This window comes from Epilithonimonas sp. JDS (genome assembly GCF_021261315.1).
Lineage (GTDB): Bacteria > Bacteroidota > Bacteroidia > Flavobacteriales > Weeksellaceae > Epilithonimonas.
Genome location: NZ_JAJSAX010000008.1, coordinates 55291 through 71967 on the forward strand (window position 1 = coordinate 55291; position 16677 = coordinate 71967).

General features: G+C 39.0%; 13 protein-coding genes. All 13 read right to left on the bottom strand.

Annotation, left to right across the window (positions count from 1 at the left end):
• Positions 1-119: 119 nt before the first annotated feature.
• A complete protein-coding gene (locus LUD75_RS17095; protein ID WP_232707025.1) occupies positions 120-566 on the bottom strand; it encodes a GatB/YqeY domain-containing protein in 447 nt (148 codons plus the stop codon).
• A gap of 101 nt (positions 567-667) precedes the next feature.
• Positions 668-2548 (bottom strand): cell division protein FtsZ, encoded by a 1881-nt coding sequence (ftsZ, locus tag LUD75_RS17100; RefSeq protein WP_232707026.1) that lies wholly within the window; start codon positions 2546-2548, stop codon positions 668-670.
• Between the two features lie 82 nt (positions 2549-2630).
• Positions 2631-4025: a cell division protein FtsA gene (gene ftsA / locus LUD75_RS17105; RefSeq protein WP_232707027.1), complete on the bottom strand. Its 1395-nt coding sequence runs from the start codon at positions 4023-4025 to the stop codon at positions 2631-2633.
• Positions 4026-4174: 149 nt separating this feature from the next.
• Positions 4175-5173, bottom strand: coding sequence for a cell division protein FtsQ (locus tag LUD75_RS17110; protein WP_232707028.1), 999 nt, complete (start codon positions 5171-5173; stop codon positions 4175-4177).
• Between the two features lie 70 nt (positions 5174-5243).
• A complete protein-coding gene (gene murC / locus LUD75_RS17115; RefSeq protein WP_232707029.1) occupies positions 5244-6620 on the bottom strand; it encodes a UDP-N-acetylmuramate--L-alanine ligase in 1377 nt (458 codons plus the stop codon).
• 49 nt (positions 6621-6669) lie between these two features.
• Positions 6670-7776 carry an undecaprenyldiphospho-muramoylpentapeptide beta-N-acetylglucosaminyltransferase gene (murG, locus tag LUD75_RS17120; RefSeq protein WP_232707084.1) on the bottom strand — a complete coding sequence of 369 codons (1107 nt, stop codon included), beginning with the start codon at positions 7774-7776 and terminating at the stop codon, positions 6670-6672.
• A 127-nt stretch (positions 7777-7903) separates the two neighbouring features.
• Complete coding sequence (locus LUD75_RS17125) at positions 7904-9136, bottom strand: FtsW/RodA/SpoVE family cell cycle protein (RefSeq protein WP_232707030.1); 1233 nt, start codon at positions 9134-9136, stop codon at positions 7904-7906.
• A 12-nt stretch (positions 9137-9148) separates the two neighbouring features.
• Positions 9149-10498, bottom strand: a complete 1350-nt coding sequence (gene murD / locus LUD75_RS17130; RefSeq protein ID WP_232707031.1) for a UDP-N-acetylmuramoyl-L-alanine--D-glutamate ligase — start codon at positions 10496-10498, stop codon at positions 9149-9151.
• A gap of 81 nt (positions 10499-10579) precedes the next feature.
• Positions 10580-11821 carry a phospho-N-acetylmuramoyl-pentapeptide-transferase gene (gene mraY, locus LUD75_RS17135; protein WP_232707032.1) on the bottom strand — a complete coding sequence of 414 codons (1242 nt, stop codon included), beginning with the start codon at positions 11819-11821 and terminating at the stop codon, positions 10580-10582.
• A gap of 6 nt (positions 11822-11827) precedes the next feature.
• The gene (locus tag LUD75_RS17140; RefSeq protein WP_232707085.1) at positions 11828-13288 is read right to left on the bottom strand and encodes a UDP-N-acetylmuramoyl-L-alanyl-D-glutamate--2,6-diaminopimelate ligase; all 1461 of its coding nucleotides are present in this window, start codon (positions 13286-13288) and stop codon (positions 11828-11830) included.
• A 63-nt stretch (positions 13289-13351) separates the two neighbouring features.
• Positions 13352-15346 (bottom strand): penicillin-binding transpeptidase domain-containing protein, encoded by a 1995-nt coding sequence (locus LUD75_RS17145; RefSeq protein WP_232707033.1) that lies wholly within the window; start codon positions 15344-15346, stop codon positions 13352-13354.
• Positions 15330-15650, bottom strand: coding sequence for an FtsL-like putative cell division protein (locus tag LUD75_RS17150; RefSeq protein ID WP_232707034.1), 321 nt, complete (start codon positions 15648-15650; stop codon positions 15330-15332). The genes LUD75_RS17145 and LUD75_RS17150 overlap by 17 nt, the downstream gene beginning before the upstream one ends.
• A 122-nt stretch (positions 15651-15772) precedes the next feature.
• Positions 15773-16666, bottom strand: a complete 894-nt coding sequence (rsmH, locus tag LUD75_RS17155; protein ID WP_232707035.1) for a 16S rRNA (cytosine(1402)-N(4))-methyltransferase RsmH — start codon at positions 16664-16666, stop codon at positions 15773-15775.
• Positions 16667-16677: the final 11 nt, after the last annotated feature.

The window sequence follows — 16677 nt, forward strand, 5'->3', positions numbered from 1 at the left end:
GGGTTCAAATCAAATCGATATGCATATTTTGTATATCCAGTTTTTGGTTGTTAGTTTTTAGTTGATTGTTGATAGAAAAATATTACTATCAACTGACAACTATCAACCAACAACAACTTTTAAGAAAGTAACTTCTTCACCATTTCGGAAATGCTCTTTCCGTCTGATTTTCCAGCTAATGCCTTAGAAGCAATGCCCATTACTTTTCCTAAATCCTTAATACTTTCTGCGCCGGTTTCAGAAATGATTTTCTTGATTTCCGATTCCAATTCTTCTGCAGTAAGCTGTTGTGGAAGAAACTTCTCAATCACTTTGGATTGTGCTTCTTCTACTTCCGCAAGGTCCGTTCTTCCCTGAGCCGTAAATTGGTCGTAGGAATCCTTTCTTTGCTTGATCATTCTTTGCAAAATTGCAATTTCCTGCTCTGCTGAAACTTCCGCTCCAATCGATTCTGTTTTCAGCAATAATATTTGTGCTTTCACAGCACGTAGAGAATCCAGAGCAACTCTGTCCTTCTCTCTCATTGCGGTTTTTATCGCGTCGTTTATGGTAAGTTCTAAACTCATAATTTTTGTATTAATGTAAAAAGTATTAATGTATTTATGACTGAAAATGCATGTAACTTTTAATCGTTAATACATTTTACGTCAATACACTTGTACAATTTTTAATCTACATCTTTATTAAGAAAACGATTTTCTCTTAGTTGCATATTTCCATTATTATCCGACAAAAATGTGTTGATATTCTGGTCTGATGCGTTGGCGCCATCGATGATGATGTTCTTTCTTTTGAACGCCGGAACTGTTTCGAAAACGTTCTCGTTGTCCAATTGCTGGTAACGGGAATTGAATTCTTTCAACTTGTTTCTTCTGTCCATTGCTTTGGAAGCGGTGTCGGAAGTTTTGTTGAAGAAAGTGAATTCGCCTTCAGTTTCCTGAATTGGTTCAGCTTGTTTTTCTTCTACGATTTCTTCTTTTACTTCTGATGTGAAAGAATAATTGTTAGCTTTTGGCTCCTCGATTTTTTCTTCGATAACCTCGTTTACGATTTCTTCCTTAACTTCGGAAATCACTTGCTTTTCGATGACAGGAAATTCCTCTTCCGCTGGAGATTCGTTGATGGTGAAAGTAACTTCAACCGGTTTTTCTACTTCCTCAGTTTTGAAAGACGCTTTTGGCTTGTCCTCTACTTCGAAAGTGAAAGATTGCGGCTCCAAATCGAAGTCGTCATTTGCATCATCTTCAAAATTGAAAAGATTGTACTCCTGTTTTCCATCGTTGTAATCATTAGAATAATCTACGATTTCCTCGTTCTCGATGATTTGAGTTTCAGTCTGCACTTCTTCCACCAAACTTTCTACTAAAGAATTAGTTGGAAAATTAGACGTTCCGAAATCATCCTCATCTTCTAGACGAAAAAAGTTCTTTCCGGATTCAGGCTGAGGTTTTGACTCTTCCTGAAGTCTGCTTTTGAAAGGGGATTCTCTGTTTCTTGAAAACGAATTTGGTCTGTCGTCCAAAGAATATTTAATTGTTTCAGTGGTTCCTGTGTGCTTTTTATCATCGTTAGAAAATCCTGTTGCGATAACCAAAACGCTTACTGCATCGCCCAATTCCTCATCTGTTCCAACTCCAAAAATAATATCAGCCGTGTGGCCAGCTTCTTTTTGAATGTAGTCCATAATCACACCGATTTCGTCCATCGTCACCTCAGAAACACCGCTTCTAATCAACAATAGAACGTTTTTCGCTCCCGTGATTTTGTTGTCATTCAACAATGGAGAATCCAATGCTTTTTTCACTGCTTCTTCCGCTTTTTTCTCGCCGGTTGCAACGCCGGTTGACATCAATGCTGTTCCGGAATTCTGAAGGACAGATTTTGCATCACGGAAATCGATATTGACATCGAAATAACCTGTAATCACCTCTGCCATTCCTTTCGCCGCGTTGGTCAAAACTTCATCGGCCTTGGAAAAACCTTGTTTGAAACCAAGATTTCCGAATTGTTGTCTTAATTTATCATTATTGATGACAATCAGGGAATCAACATTATTTCTTAATTTATCAAGGCCCAATTCAGCTTGGTCCAATCTTCTTTTTCCTTCAAAACTAAAAGGCACGGTTACGATTCCTACAGTCAGGATTCCCATTTCCTTCGCTACCTTTGCAATCACAGGCGCCGCACCGGTTCCCGTTCCACCGCCCATTCCGGCAGTGATGAAAACCATCTTGGTGTTTTGTCCCATCGCCGCTTTGATTTCGTCGATGCTTTCAATCGCCGCTTTCTCTCCAACTTCTGGGTCAGCACCTGCGCCAAGACCTTCTGTCATTGAGATTCCTAGCTGAACTTTGTTAGAAACCGGATTGTTGTCCAAAGTCTGTGCATCGGTATTACAGATTACGAAATCTACGCCGTAAATCCCTTTCTCGTACATATGCTTCAAAGCGTTGTTTCCACCGCCACCAACACCAATCACTTTGATGATGGCAGAATTCCCTTTTGGTAGGTCAAAGGAAAAACCTTGTGTATTTGATATATTGTCCATAATGGTATGTTTTTTATAGTTGATGATTGATAAATGATAAGTGATGAATCAGTCATCGTTTATCAATTATCATTTATGTTTTTTAATCTTCTACTTCTTCAAAGAATTTTTTGACTTTGTCCATCAGTGATTGTCCGAAGGTTGGTCGGTTTTTCTTCACTTCTGCTTTGTGTTTCGCAATCTCTACGATGTCATTCTGAACCTGAGGCGTTTGGACTTCCTGAGATTGAGTCTGAGTCTGCGCTTGGATTGCGTTTTCGATTTGAGGTTTCAATTCTTCAATGATTTCTTCTTCTGTCACCAGCATTTTCTTGTCTCGGATTTTCAAACTTTCCATTAACAAACCGATGGAAGTTGCAAATTCCGGACCTTTCAAATATTGATTTTTGTCGTTTGCCACATATTCATTAGCAAAACCAATTCTGCTGTCGAAGCCTGTGGTGTAGTTCGCTAATTGACGAAGGTTTCTCAAATTGGAACCACCGCCTGTCAAAACGATTCCGGCAATCAGTTTTTTCTTTTGTTCGAATGCGCCGTAAGCTTTCAATTCGGTATTCACCATCTCAAGAATTTCTTCAACCCTTGCATTGATGATTTGAGCCAAAACTTTCAACGAAATTTCTTTGTCCGGACGACCGTGCAATCCTGGAATTGTCACATAAGTGCTGTCTTTTTCCAATTCAGGAACAGACGACCCGAATTTCACTTTCAGTTGCTCCGCGTGTTTCTCGATGATTGAACATCCTTCCTTGATATCATCGGTAATAATCCCACCACCGTAAGGAATCACGCAAGTATGACGAATGATGTTGTCTTTGAAAATCGCAATATCCGTTGTTCCACCGCCGATATCTACGATGGCAACACCTGCTTCTTTTTCTTCTTTTGTAAGAACTGCTTCGGACGATGCCAAAGGTTCCAAAGTCAAGGCTTCCATTTCCAAACCGGCTTCACGAACGCATCTCGCAATGTTTCTGATAGAACCCATTTGTCCCACCACCACGTGGAAATTGGCTTCCAATCTTTTGCCGTGCATCCCGACTGGCTCCTGGATTTCGCCTTCGGAATCCACTTTATAATCCTGAGGTAAAACGTGGATGATTTCTTCACCCGGAAGCATCACCAACTTCTTCACCTGGTCTTTTAGTTTCTCGATATCTTCCTCCGTAATGTACTGGTCCGGATGGTCTCTCATAATATAATCCGAATGCTGAAGCGAACGGATATGTTTGCCAGCAATTCCGACCGTCACTTTGGTGATAGGCACACCAGCGCTGGACTGTGCTTCTGCCACAGCGGACTTGATGGAGTTGATGGTTTGGGAAATATTATTGACAATTCCTTTGTGAACGCCTAAACTTTTTGCTTTTCCAACGCCCAGAATTTCAATTTTCCCGTGAGCGTTTCGTCTTCCGACAATGGCGACAATCTTGGTTGTCCCAATGTCCAGACCTACTGAATACTCTTGATTTTCCATTATATGTTCGATTTGATTTTTCTTATTGTTCATAGGGTTGAAACCCTATGCTATTATATCTTCCGTCCCGATGGGACTTTTTCTTATTCTACAATTGATAGGGTTGAAACCCTATCCTGTAATATTTGTCGTCCCGATGGGACTTTTTCTTATTCTACAACTACTTTTGTTTTTTTCTTTTTATCATTTGTTTTGGAAGCGGTTTCTTTTTTCTTGGTAGAAACTTTTTTCGCTTCCGGCTTTTTCTCTACTTTTTTCGGTTTTGCAGTTTCCTTTTTGGGTTCTGCTTTCTTAATCTCTTTTTTCGGTTCTGGTTTTTTTACTTCTGGTTTGGATTCCGACTTTTTCGCTTCCAGTTTCTGACTTCCATCTTCCGTCTTTAACTCAATTTTTGGTGCATTTTTTAGAATGCTGTCATTTTCTTTGAAATAAGGATTCAGCGTTGTGACAATCTGATTATCGTATTTCAATGAAATCTTCTTGTACTTCTGCGTATTCTGGTCCACAAGATATTTCTCAACAAAGGTTTTAAAACTTCTTACCTTTAAATCGATATTATCGAGGTCGCCGATTTCAACTTTGTAATTTCCATCGCTGGTCAAGAGATTGTAATCCTCTTTTTCCTTAGTGATTCCGATGAAATATTTTTTGCTGAAATCATCTTTGTCAATCTTCTCAATTAGGTCTCCCAACGCTTCATATTCCGAAGGTTTCACGTCGCCCATTACCAACATACTTGGCAGTGAGAAGTTTTTCGAAATCGGAAACTCAACGCCTTTTTTATCGACATAGAAATCTTTTCCGTCCTTATTCAATCTGAAAGCTGGAACTCTTTGTTTGATGTCCACATTCAAATTTCCATTCAGATTAAGATAAACATTGGCGCTGTCCACAAAAGGAATCAGATTGATTTTCTTCTCCAATTCCGGAATGTTGATGTCACCTATTTTTCTCGTCGGATTGTATTGTTTCACCAATTCTTTGATGTCTTTTTCATCCACAAAATAAACCGGCGTTTTGCCTTGGTTCATATTGATAGACACGTTTTCCATCTTAGCATCGTTGAAACGCTTCAATGAGAAACTGAGCAGAAATCCAAAAAGGACCACTGTCACGAGTATCTTCAATATTCTCCACTTGTTCTTCATTTTTTTATTTGTTGTATTTATGTAAAATGTATTCACGTATTCACGATGGAAGTCATTAATACATTTTACGTTAATACTTTTTTACAATTTCTAAACTCGGAAGCCATTCCACGATGCCGTCATAAAGCGTATCGATGTTTCCTGCTCCGACCGTCAAAAGGATGTCGAATTCCTTTTCTTTTATCAATTCAAAAGTCTCCTGTAATGTGCAGACTTTCTTGTTGTCAATTTCAATTTTGTCCGATAACCACGCTGAGGTGATCCCTTCGTAATTTTCCTGAAGTTCCCTTGCCGGATAAATGTCCAAAAGCAATAGGTTATCAGCTTTTTCCAGACTTCTTGCAAAATCTTCCGCAAAATCTCTCGTTCTGCTGAACAAATGCGGTTGGAAAACCACCAACAATTTCTTGGTCGGATAGAAGGTTTTTATGGAACCAATTACGGCATTTAGTTCTGTTGGATGATGCGCGTAATCATCGATATAAATTTTTCCGTTGTCGAAAATGTGCTTCGTATATCTTCTCTTGATGCCTTTGAAACTCGCGATTGCATTCTTCAAAGTTTCGAAATCAACGCCTAAATTGCTGAGAATTGCCAAAGCGACCGTTGCATTTTCAACATTGTGAATTCCTGGAATTTCCCAGACAAAATCATTGATTTCTTCCGTTGGCGTGTGGAAATCGAAGTAGATTTTATCGTGGTCCATTCTCAAGTTATCGGAGTAATAATCTGCTTCCTCGTTCACCGCGTAAGTCAAATGATCTCGTCCAATCGCAATTCCTTTTCTCACAAACAACTGATTATCATTCGGAACCAAGGACGCAAATTGTCTGAATCCATCTTCAATCTGAACTCTATCGCCATAGATATCCAAATGGTCTGCATCTATCGACGTTACAACAGCCCAATCTGGTGAAAGATTCAGGAAACTTCTGTCGTATTCATCGGCTTCAACTACAGAAAACTCGTTTCCGTTATAATCAAAATTCGATTTGAAATTCTCAGAAATTCCACCTAAAAATGCGGATGACGGAAGATTGGCTTCCTTGCACAAATGCGCAATCAAAGTGGAAGTTGTCGTCTTTCCGTGTGTTCCTGCAACAGAGATGCAATCTGTGTTTTCGGTTATTAAACCAAGAACTTTCGCACGCTTCAAAATCTCAAAACTTTCGCTAGCGAAATGATCCAGAATCGCTAATTTTTTGATTGCTGGCGTGTAAATCACCAAAGTTTCCTCTTTGTCGAATGCTACGATTTTCTCATCTATCACATCTTCAAATGAAATATCAATCCCTTCAAAACCGAGTTGAGCCGTCAGTTTCGTTGGTGTTTTGTCATAGCCCAAAACGTTTTTGCCGTTCGCCTGAAAAAATCTCGCGAGCGCGCTCATCCCAATCCCACCGATGCCGATGAAATAGAAGTTTTGATATTTATTTAAGATGCTCATTTTTTTATTTGTTGTATTAATGTAGAAAGTATATTGTACAATGTACTTTCTACATTTTACTTTTTACATTTTTAATTATCTCATCCACAATTCCTTCCGCTGCTTTTGGCTTTGCAAAAAACTCCAGATTTTTTGACATTTTATTTCTCAGATTCTCATTCTCACAAATCTCGGAAAGCGTGTTCCAGAATTTATCCTTCATCTCAGAATCTTTGACCATTCTCGCCGCATTTTTCTCAACCAAGGTCAAAGCATTTTTGGTTTGATGGTCTTCTGCAGCAAACGGAAACGGTACCAATAAAACCGGTTTTTTCGCAACAGCCAATTCCGAAATCGCATTTGCGCCTGCTCTGGAAACTATCACATCTGCCGCCGAATAAGCCAATGCCATATCGGAGATAAATTCCTTAATCTGGATGGAAGCTGGAGGTTGGATGCTGGAAGTTATCTCCGCAAAATCTGTTTTTCCAGTTTGCCAGATGAGTTGGTAATCTCTTTCTTTTAATTTATCTAAATTATCCTTCCAACCGTTGTTCAAAGTTCTGGAACCGAGTGAACCACCGACTGAGAGAATTGTTAATTTATTTTTATCCAAGCCTAATTTTTCCTTAGCCAAATCTTTGTCCATGAAATCTGTGATGATGTTTTGACGGATTGGATTTCCTAAGAAATAAGTTTTAGTTCCTGAGAAGAATTTCTCCATATCCGGATAAGCCGTGAAAACAGCTTTCGCTTTTTTGGCATTGAAAACATTGGTCTTTCCAGGTAAGGAATTCTGTTCCTGAATGAAAGTTGGAATTCCCACTTTCGCAGCGATGTACAATGCTGGGCCACTTGCAAAACCACCCGTTCCAACCGCAAAATCCGGTTTGAAATCTTTGATGATTCTTTTAGCTTTCAACAAACTTGAAATCACTTTTAATGGAAGTCCGAGATTCTTGAGAAGATTTCCTCTGTCGAATCCGGCGATGTTCAAACCTTCGATTTTGAATCCGGCCTGAGGCACTTTTTCCATTTCCATTTTTCCGCTGGCACCAATGAACAAAAACTCAGCATCGGGAAATCTTTTCTGGATTTCCTGAGCAATCGCAACTGCCGGGAAGATGTGTCCACCTGTTCCGCCACCACTTAATAATATTTTCAGTTTTTCGTTCATTTTTTTCAATTTCGTTGGAATAAATTCCTTCTTGCTCATTTTCATTGGAATAAATTCCAACGCTGATAAATCTTTCGTTCCTCTGGAACTCAATTGGCTTCCATCTTCGGACTTCCGTCTTCCAACTTTAAGCTATGTCATTTATTTCTTCCAAACTTTGTCTTTTGCCCAAACCTTCTTCATCATAAACCTGAATTCTGGAACTTACATTAAGAATAATTCCCAGCTGAATGTAGGTCACCAACATCGATGTTCCTCCATAACTTATCAACGGTAAAGGCTGACCAGTAACCGGAATTAGATTCACGGCCACCGCAATATTCACTGTGAGCTGAATGAAAATCATCAAGCCAATCGCCAGCACCAGCAACGAGCCGAAGAACGCAGGCATCTTACTGGCAATCATTACGATTCTGATTATCATTATCATATAAAGGCTTATCAAAACAAAAGCGCCAATCCAACCATATTCTTCCACAATGATTGCGAAAATAAAATCCGAAACCGATTGTGGCAAAGTCTGTTTCAAAGCACTTTTCCCGGGTCCAATTCCGTTGAAGCCACCGTGAACAATCGCTGCTTTGGCTTGCATCACCTGATAATTTTTTGCCTTGATACTTTCGTCCTCGACGTCTGCATTTTTCTTGGAACTGGTAAAGGTTTCGATACGGCTCATCCACGTATGGACACGGTTTCCGCCAATCATATTCGTATTGAGTGCGACGAGTAGAAACATCACCACAAACACCACGGACAATGAGATAAATCCTGCAACATACTGCCAAGCCAATTGTCCTACAATCAAGATGGCGATGGAAACCATCAGAATCATCAAAGCTGTGGAACCGTTGTCTTTTGCAACCAATCCGAATACAATTAATATTGGTCCGAAAATATAGAATATGTTCTCAATCGGTAATCTTTCTCTCTTGATTTTCTTGGTCAAATATCTGCAGAGGTAAATGATCAACATCAAATATGCGAAGGATGACGGCTGAAACGAAATCGGTGTTCCCGGGATCTTGAGCCAACGTGATGCACTCGCACCTTCGATTTTTTGTCCAGTGAACATCGTGACCAACAGCAATCCAATTGTAAATAAAAGTAATATGGAACTCAGTTTACCAATATATTCGTACTTCACAGTTCCTACAAAACGCATAATTCCCAGACCGATCAATACGAAAATGATATGCTTCAAAACGTGACCTGTTGTGGTCCCGTTATTCACAATATATTCCAGATTCGAACTTGCGGAATAAACCGGAAATACCGAAAGCAGGGAGATCAAAATGATCACCGACCAAAGGACCTTGTCTCCTTTCAGCAGCTCGAATTTGTTGTCTGTCGTTTGTTCCATTTTATTTTACAATTAGCTGATAGCCATTGGCTTTTCGCTTTTTAATACTTCATTTTTGAATTGATTGCCTCGGTCTTCGTAACCATTGAACAAATCAAAACTTGCGCAACAAGGCGACAACAAAACGATGTCTCCTTTCTCTGCCACCGATTTGGAAACTTCTACTGCTTGTTGCATACTGGAAGTGTCATAAATCTGTGTTTTCTTGCCTTTGAAAAAATCGATAATTTTCTGATTATCAATTCCTAAGCAGACAATTGCCTTCACTTTTCTTTTAACTAAATCTTCTATTTCCGTATAATCGTTTCCTTTGTCTTTTCCGCCGACAATCCAAACGACAGGTTGTTTCATACTTTCCAAAGCGAAATAAGTTGCATTCACGTTCGTTGCCTTGCTGTCATTGATGAATTTCACGCCGTTGATTTCGGAAACGGGTTCCAATCTGTGTTCAACCGCCTGGAAAGTCATCAATGAATTTCTAATACTTTGATTGCTGATTTCCAATAATTTACCAGCGATACTTGCCGCCAGGCTGTTGGCAACATTATGTTTTCCCAACAAGGACAATTCGTCGATGTTCATTGTGAAGCCATCGTTGATATTGACTACGAAATTTTCATCAATCGAAAATGCTCCTTTTTCTAATCTTTCGTTCAATGAGAAAGGCACTTTGGTTACTTTCAAATCGAGTTTTCCTAGGATTAACTTGCTCATTTCGTCATCTTTATTATAGATGAAAAAGTTGTTAGCTTCCTGATTTTCAGCAATTCTGAATTTAGCTAAGGCATATTCTTCATAATTGTAATTGTACTGGTCCAGATGGTCCTTAGACAAATTCAACAACAATGAAATATAAGGTCTAAAGTTTTGAATGTCATCCAATTGGAAACTACTCACTTCCAAAACATAGTAATCGAAATTCTCCTCAGCAACTTGCTTGGCAAAGCTTTTTCCGATGTTTCCACCCAAACCAACATTGAACCCGTCTTCTTTTAAAATATAATAAATCAAAGAAGTCGTGGTGGTTTTCCCGTTGCTTCCTGTGATGGCAATAATTTTCGCATCTGTAAATTCTGAAGCAAATTCAATCTCAGAAGACAATCTGATTCCTTTTTCCTGAATCTTTAAAATCATCTCGGCTTTTTTCGGAATTCCGGGGCTTTTGATAATCCAGTCGGCATTCAGGATTTTTTCTTCAGAATGTTTTCCGTCTTCATAATCAACGCCCAGTTCGTCCAGCTCCTTTTTGTAGTTCTCACGAATCATTCCCATATCCGAAAGGAACACGTCAAAGCCTTTAGCCTTCGCCAAATATGCTGCGCCAACACCGCTTTCTCCGCCACCAAGTATTACTACTCTCATTTGTAATTGATTAAGAGATTTAAAGATTAAGAGATTTTGTAATTTCTTAATTCCTTAATTTCTCAATTGTTTAATTTAAAGTTACCTCGTTTTTAAAGTGATTAAGCAAATAATAGCCAGCATTACGCCTAAGATTATCATTCTGTTTACGATTTTACTTTCGTGGAAACCTTCTTTCTGATAATGGTGGTGAAGCGGTGACATTTTGAATAATCTATTGTTCTGAGCATATTCCAGCCCGTATTTTCTCTTTCTGTATTTGAAGACCCAAACCTGTAAGATGACGGATAAAAGTTCTATCAGGAAAACTCCGCACAAAACTGGAATCAATAATTCTTTTCTAAGAATAATTGCCAAAACTGCAATCACTCCACCCAACATCAAACTTCCTGTATCACCCATAAAGACCTGTGCTGGATAAGTATTGTACCAGAAAAATCCAATCACTGCTCCGACCAAAGCGAGGGCAAAAATAGTCGTCTCTCCCATATGCGGCAGGAACATAATATTCAGATAATCTGCGAAAATGATATTTCCTGAAACATAAGCGAAAAATGCCAACGTAAGCAAAATGACGACGCTGGTTCCGGCTGCTAAACCGTCAATTCCGTCGGCGATATTGGCGCCGTTGGAAACAGCTGTTACAATGAAAATTACAATTGGAATGAAAACTATCCAAGCCCATTCGTGTGCTTTTGCATCATCCATCCAGAAAAGAATTCCACTATAATCAAATTCATTATTCTTTGTAAATGGAACCGTAGAGACAGGAATTTTTTCCTCATCCATAAAGTTTTGTTCCACATTGTTTCTATTGATAACCGTTGCGTCTGCATACTTTCTCTTAACCTCAATATCGGGGTGGAAATACATTGTAACTCCGACAATTAAGCCTAAACCAACCTGTCCGATTACTTTAAATTTCCCACTTAATCCATCTTTATTCTTTTTAACTTTTTTCAAATAATCATCAAGAAAACCAATTGCGCCCATCCACAAAACTGAGATAATCAAAAGAACGATGTAAACGTTGGTGATTCTGGTAAACAGTAAAACCGGAATGATGGTTGCCAAAATAATGATCAAACCACCCATTGTAGGTGTTCCTTCTTTCTGCTTTTGACCTTCCAGACCAAGATCTCTCACCAATTCCCCCATTTGCTTTTTTCTGAGGTAATTGATTATCTTTTTCCCGTAAGCCATCGCAATAATCAGCGAAAACAAAACTGCCATCGCCGCGCGGAACGAAATGTACTTAAACAAGTTCATCCCTGGAACGTGGATTCCGTGAGCGGTCAAATATTCGTAGAGATAATACAGCATATTTTCTTATTTTCCCATTAATTGTAATAGTTCTCTAATCGTCTCTTTATCATCAAAATGATGTTTCACGCCGTTGATTTCCTGATACGTTTCGTGGCCTTTTCCTGCAACTACGACGATATCCTTTGGCTCAGCAAACTTGATGGCCATTTTTATCGCTTCTCTTCTGTCTGGAATCGAAGTGTATTTGCTGAAATTCTGAGGCTGGATTCCAGCTTCGATTTCTTTTATGATTTGCGCTGGGTCTTCCGTTCTCGGATTGTCCGAAGTGATGATTGCCAAAGTCGATTTTTTGGTAGCAATGTCACCCATTTCCGGACGTTTGGTTTTGTCTCTGTCGCCTCCGCAACCGAAAACACAAATCAATCTTTCGTTTTTGGTCCTGATTTCATTGATGCTGTCCAACACATTTTCCAAGGCATCCGGCGTGTGAGAATAATCAACCACGAAGAAAATTCCGCCATTGGATTTTATCGTTTCGAAACGTCCGTTCACTCGTTGAAGAACAGAAATCGCCTGCAAAACCTCATCTTCGTTCATTCCTAATTCTAAGGCAATTCCGTAAGCTAAAAGTAGATTTGAAGCGTTGAATTTCCCCGTCAAAGTTGTCCAGAATTCTTTATTATTAAAGTTCAGCAACATTCCGTTGAAATCCACTTCCAGCACTTTTCCGTGGAAATCTGCCATTGTTTTCAAAGCGAAGGTTTTCTTTTTCGCTTTTGTATTTTGAAGCATTACCGAACCGTTTTTGTCATCAGCATTCGTGATGGCAACCGCCGAATCTTCCAACTCGTCAAAGAATCTTTTCTTTGCGTAGATGTAATTTTGGAAAGTCTTGTGATAATCCAAATGGTCGTGCGTGATGTTCGTAAAACCAGCCACTTTGAAGTGTAAACCTTCCGTTCTATTTTGAGAAATCCCGTGAGAACTGACTTCCATAAAAGCATATTCACAACCGATTTCGACAGCTTTCGCCAACATTTGATTTAATCTGATGACGTCTGGCGTTGTGTGAGTTGAAGGAATAATTTCGTCTCCGATTCTATATTCAACAGTCGAAATCAAAGCCGATTGATATCCCAACGTTCTGAAAATATCAAACAACAAAGTCGTTACCGTCGTTTTTCCGTTGGTTCCGGTAACACCGATTAATTGTAATTTTTCTGAAGGATTTCCGTAAAAGTTAGAAGCCAAATGCCCTAGTGCTTTTGAAGAATCCTCAAGTTTAATGTAAGTTACCTCGTCATTAATTTCAGCAGGCAATTCTTCACAAACAATCACTTTCGCACCTTTCTCGATGGAAGAATTGATGTAAGAATGTCCGTCGGAAACTGTTCCTTTCAACGCTACATACAAAGAATCTTCAACAACTTTTCTGCTGTCGAAAGCCAATTCCGACACTTCTCTTTCGAGAGTTCCGATTGTTTCCAAAACCTGGATTCTTTGTAATAATTTTTCTAAATTCATATTCATTAATAGGATTTTATCCTATCCTTTATTAAATCGTCTTTTCAAGACTTTCTATTAATTTTAATTCTGAAGTTCCAGATATATTCTCTGATTCTTTCCGATGTAAGCGCCTTCTGCTGGAAACTGACCCTTTATTTTACCAACACCTTTATAATCAACCCTGTAACCCATATTTTCCAATTGCGGAATAATATTTTTACCGATCATTCCAACCACATTTGGCATTGAATCTTTTCTGACATTCAGTTTCACACTTGGAACAACCATTTTGTTGAGGTTGACTTTATGCTCCACCAACATTTCTTTCTCAACATTTAAAGGTGTTTTCAAAAATGTCTTACCTGCAATCTCTTTGAAAACCGGCGCTGAAACCGAGCCTCCATAAAATCCTTTTGATGTATCTGGCTGATTGACTACTACAAAACAAGTATATTTCGGATTGTCCGAAGGATAAAATCCAGCAAACGAAGCCTGATAACGCATCGGTCCAGGCAACCAATATAAAATCCTGGCGGTTCCTGTTTTCCCTGCGATTTTTAAATTTGGTGTATAAATACTTTTCGCGGTTCCTTTCTCAACAGCTTTGGTCAAAGCACTTGTCATCATTTGGATCGCTTTGTCCGATGCCATTTTTTTGACCATTACTTCCGGTTTCGCTTCGTATAGAGTGTTTCCGTCTTTCATTATTTTATCAATGAAAAGTGGTTTTACCATTTTGCCTTTGTTGGCAATTCCGTTATAGAACGTGACCAATTGTAACAATGGAAAACTTGATGAATAACCGTAAGCCAAAGAAGCCAATGTTGCTTTATTCCATCTTTTGCTCTGAGGTGTCTGGATGGATGGTTTTGCAATTCCGGGTAATTCGATCTGCATTTTATCAAACATTTTCCAGCGTTTCAAATGATCAATGAAAACTTCCGGCTTGTCTGCATAATGTGCTGTGATTAATTTCGCCGCGCCAACATTGCTGGATTTTGCCAAAACATCACTCACATCATAAGTTCCGCCGCCGTGACCATCGGTAATTCTTTGTCCGGCGTAATTCCAGATTCCGTTTCCGATGTTGACTTTCGTATTTTCATCAATGAAACCATCATCCATCGCTGCCAAAAGTGACACGGTTTTGAAAGTCGAACCTGGCTCCTGCGCATCTTTTACGGTGTAATTGTAAGCATCAACATACATTCCCGGCTCGGTTCTTCTCAGGTTGACCATAGCTTTCACCTTTCCCGTTGCCACTTCCATCACAACAACACTTCCGTGGTCTGCGTCAAATTTTATCAGTTGATTTTCCAAAGCCGAATGCGCAATATCCTGAATTCTCAAATCCAAAGTTGTATAAACATCCTGACCATCAATTGGTTCCTGAACTTTCCAGTAATCAATTGGTTTCCATTGGGATGAATTAATTCTTTGCTCTAATCTTTTTCCATCGATTCCAGTTAAAAATTTACTAAAGGCGCCTTCCAATCCTGATTTTGATTCGCCATTATCAGCGCCAATTGTTCCTGAACCAATTTGAACAGTTGCCAACTCGCGGTGGAAATTTCTTTCCACGATGAAACCGCCTTTATTTTTCCCTTTATTAAAGATTGGGAAATTGCGGATTCTGTCGTATTCATCGAAGTCAAGGCCTTTTGCCAAGAGATAATATTGATTGTTCTTCGTATTTTGGGCGTCTAATTTTGCTCTGAAATAACTTCTCGGCTTGTCGAACATTTTGCTGAGAGAATCGGTCAATGCCGCTACATTATTGGAATAAATCGTGTCTCTCATCGACTTGAAATCCAGGTAAACATCATAACGCATCACCGTCGTCGCCAAGATGGAACCGTCTGATGCGTAGAGATTTCCACGCGCCGCTTTCAGTTTGGCTTCGCGGTAGTTTTTGCTGATGTAATTATCCTCAAACTCCTGAACATTGGTATTCTGAAGAACCAAAATTCTACCCAAAAACACTACAAACAAAACGAAGGCCCCTAAAACAAAAAGGTAGCCCCACTTGAGTGCGTTGCCTCGTTTCTTTTCGTAATCGTTATTCTGACTTCTCATTTGTACTGTCTAATTTTATCAATAATTTGAGTGGATGGCTGTCCAAACTTACCAGTGAATCCTCTACCATTTCTTTTCCCAGCTCGGATTCCATTCTTATTTTTATCAGTCTGCTTTGTGCGTAAGCATTTCTGGATTTGTATTCCTCTGTTTCTTCTTTCAGTTTATTAACCGTTTCAATTTTTGTGTTAACGTGGTGGTTTGTATAAATCATCACTAGCAACAATCCGAAAATGAACAGGAAATATTTATAATGCGCTCTTACTTCATCCCTATTAAGAAAATTCCCTTTTATGATGTCCATAAAAGTTAATTTCTTCTGTCTGTTCTGAGTTAATTTTGCCAACTTATTTTATAATTGATAAATGATGATTGATAAATGATAATCAGATGAAACGTAATCGCTCATCAATTATCGTTTATCATTTATATTTTCGTTCCTATTCTCATTTTTGCGCTTCGTGCGCGTGAGTTTTCTTCTATCTCTTTATCGTCTGGAATGATAGCTTTTGTCTTTAACAATTCAAAAGTTTTCTTGTAATTCCCATAGATATCTCTTGCCGGTTCACCTTCAAACATTCCGTTTTTCAGGAAACGTTTTACCAATCTGTCTTCCAGCGAATGGTAAGAAATCATTACCAATCTGCCTTCCGGTTTCAAAACTTTGTAAGATTGAACCAATAATTCCTTCAAAACTTCCAATTCCTGATTCACTTCAATTCTAATTGCCTGAAAAATCTGAGCGAAGAATTTATTCTGTTTAAAAGCTGGGATGTAACTGAAAAGTGATTTCAATTCATCCGTCGTATTGATTTTTTTAGTTTTTCTGTGATGAACGATTTCTCTAGCCAACTTTCTGGATTCTCTCAGTTCGCCATAAATATATAACACATTCGCCAAATCTTCCTCTTCATATTCATTGATGATTTTCTTTGCATCAAGACCTTGCATGACGTTCATTCTCATATCCAGAGGCGCGTTGCTTCTGATGGAAAATCCACGTTCCGCCTCATCAAACTGATGGGAAGAAACACCCAAATCCGCCAAAATCCCATCAACGCCTGTCACGCCGTAAGCCAACAATGAGTTCTCCAAAAACCTGAAATTCTGATTAATCAAAGTAAATCTCGGGTCGTCAATCGTATTCTTCAAAGCATCCAAATCTTGGTCAAAAGCGTACAATTTCCCTTTGTCCGAAAGTCGGCTGAGAATCTCACGGGAATGTCCGCCACCACCGAAAGTGCAGTCCACGTAGATGCCGTCCGGATTGGTTACCAGACCATCTACACTTTGTTTCAGCAAGACTGGATTATGATACATATTTTAGATTT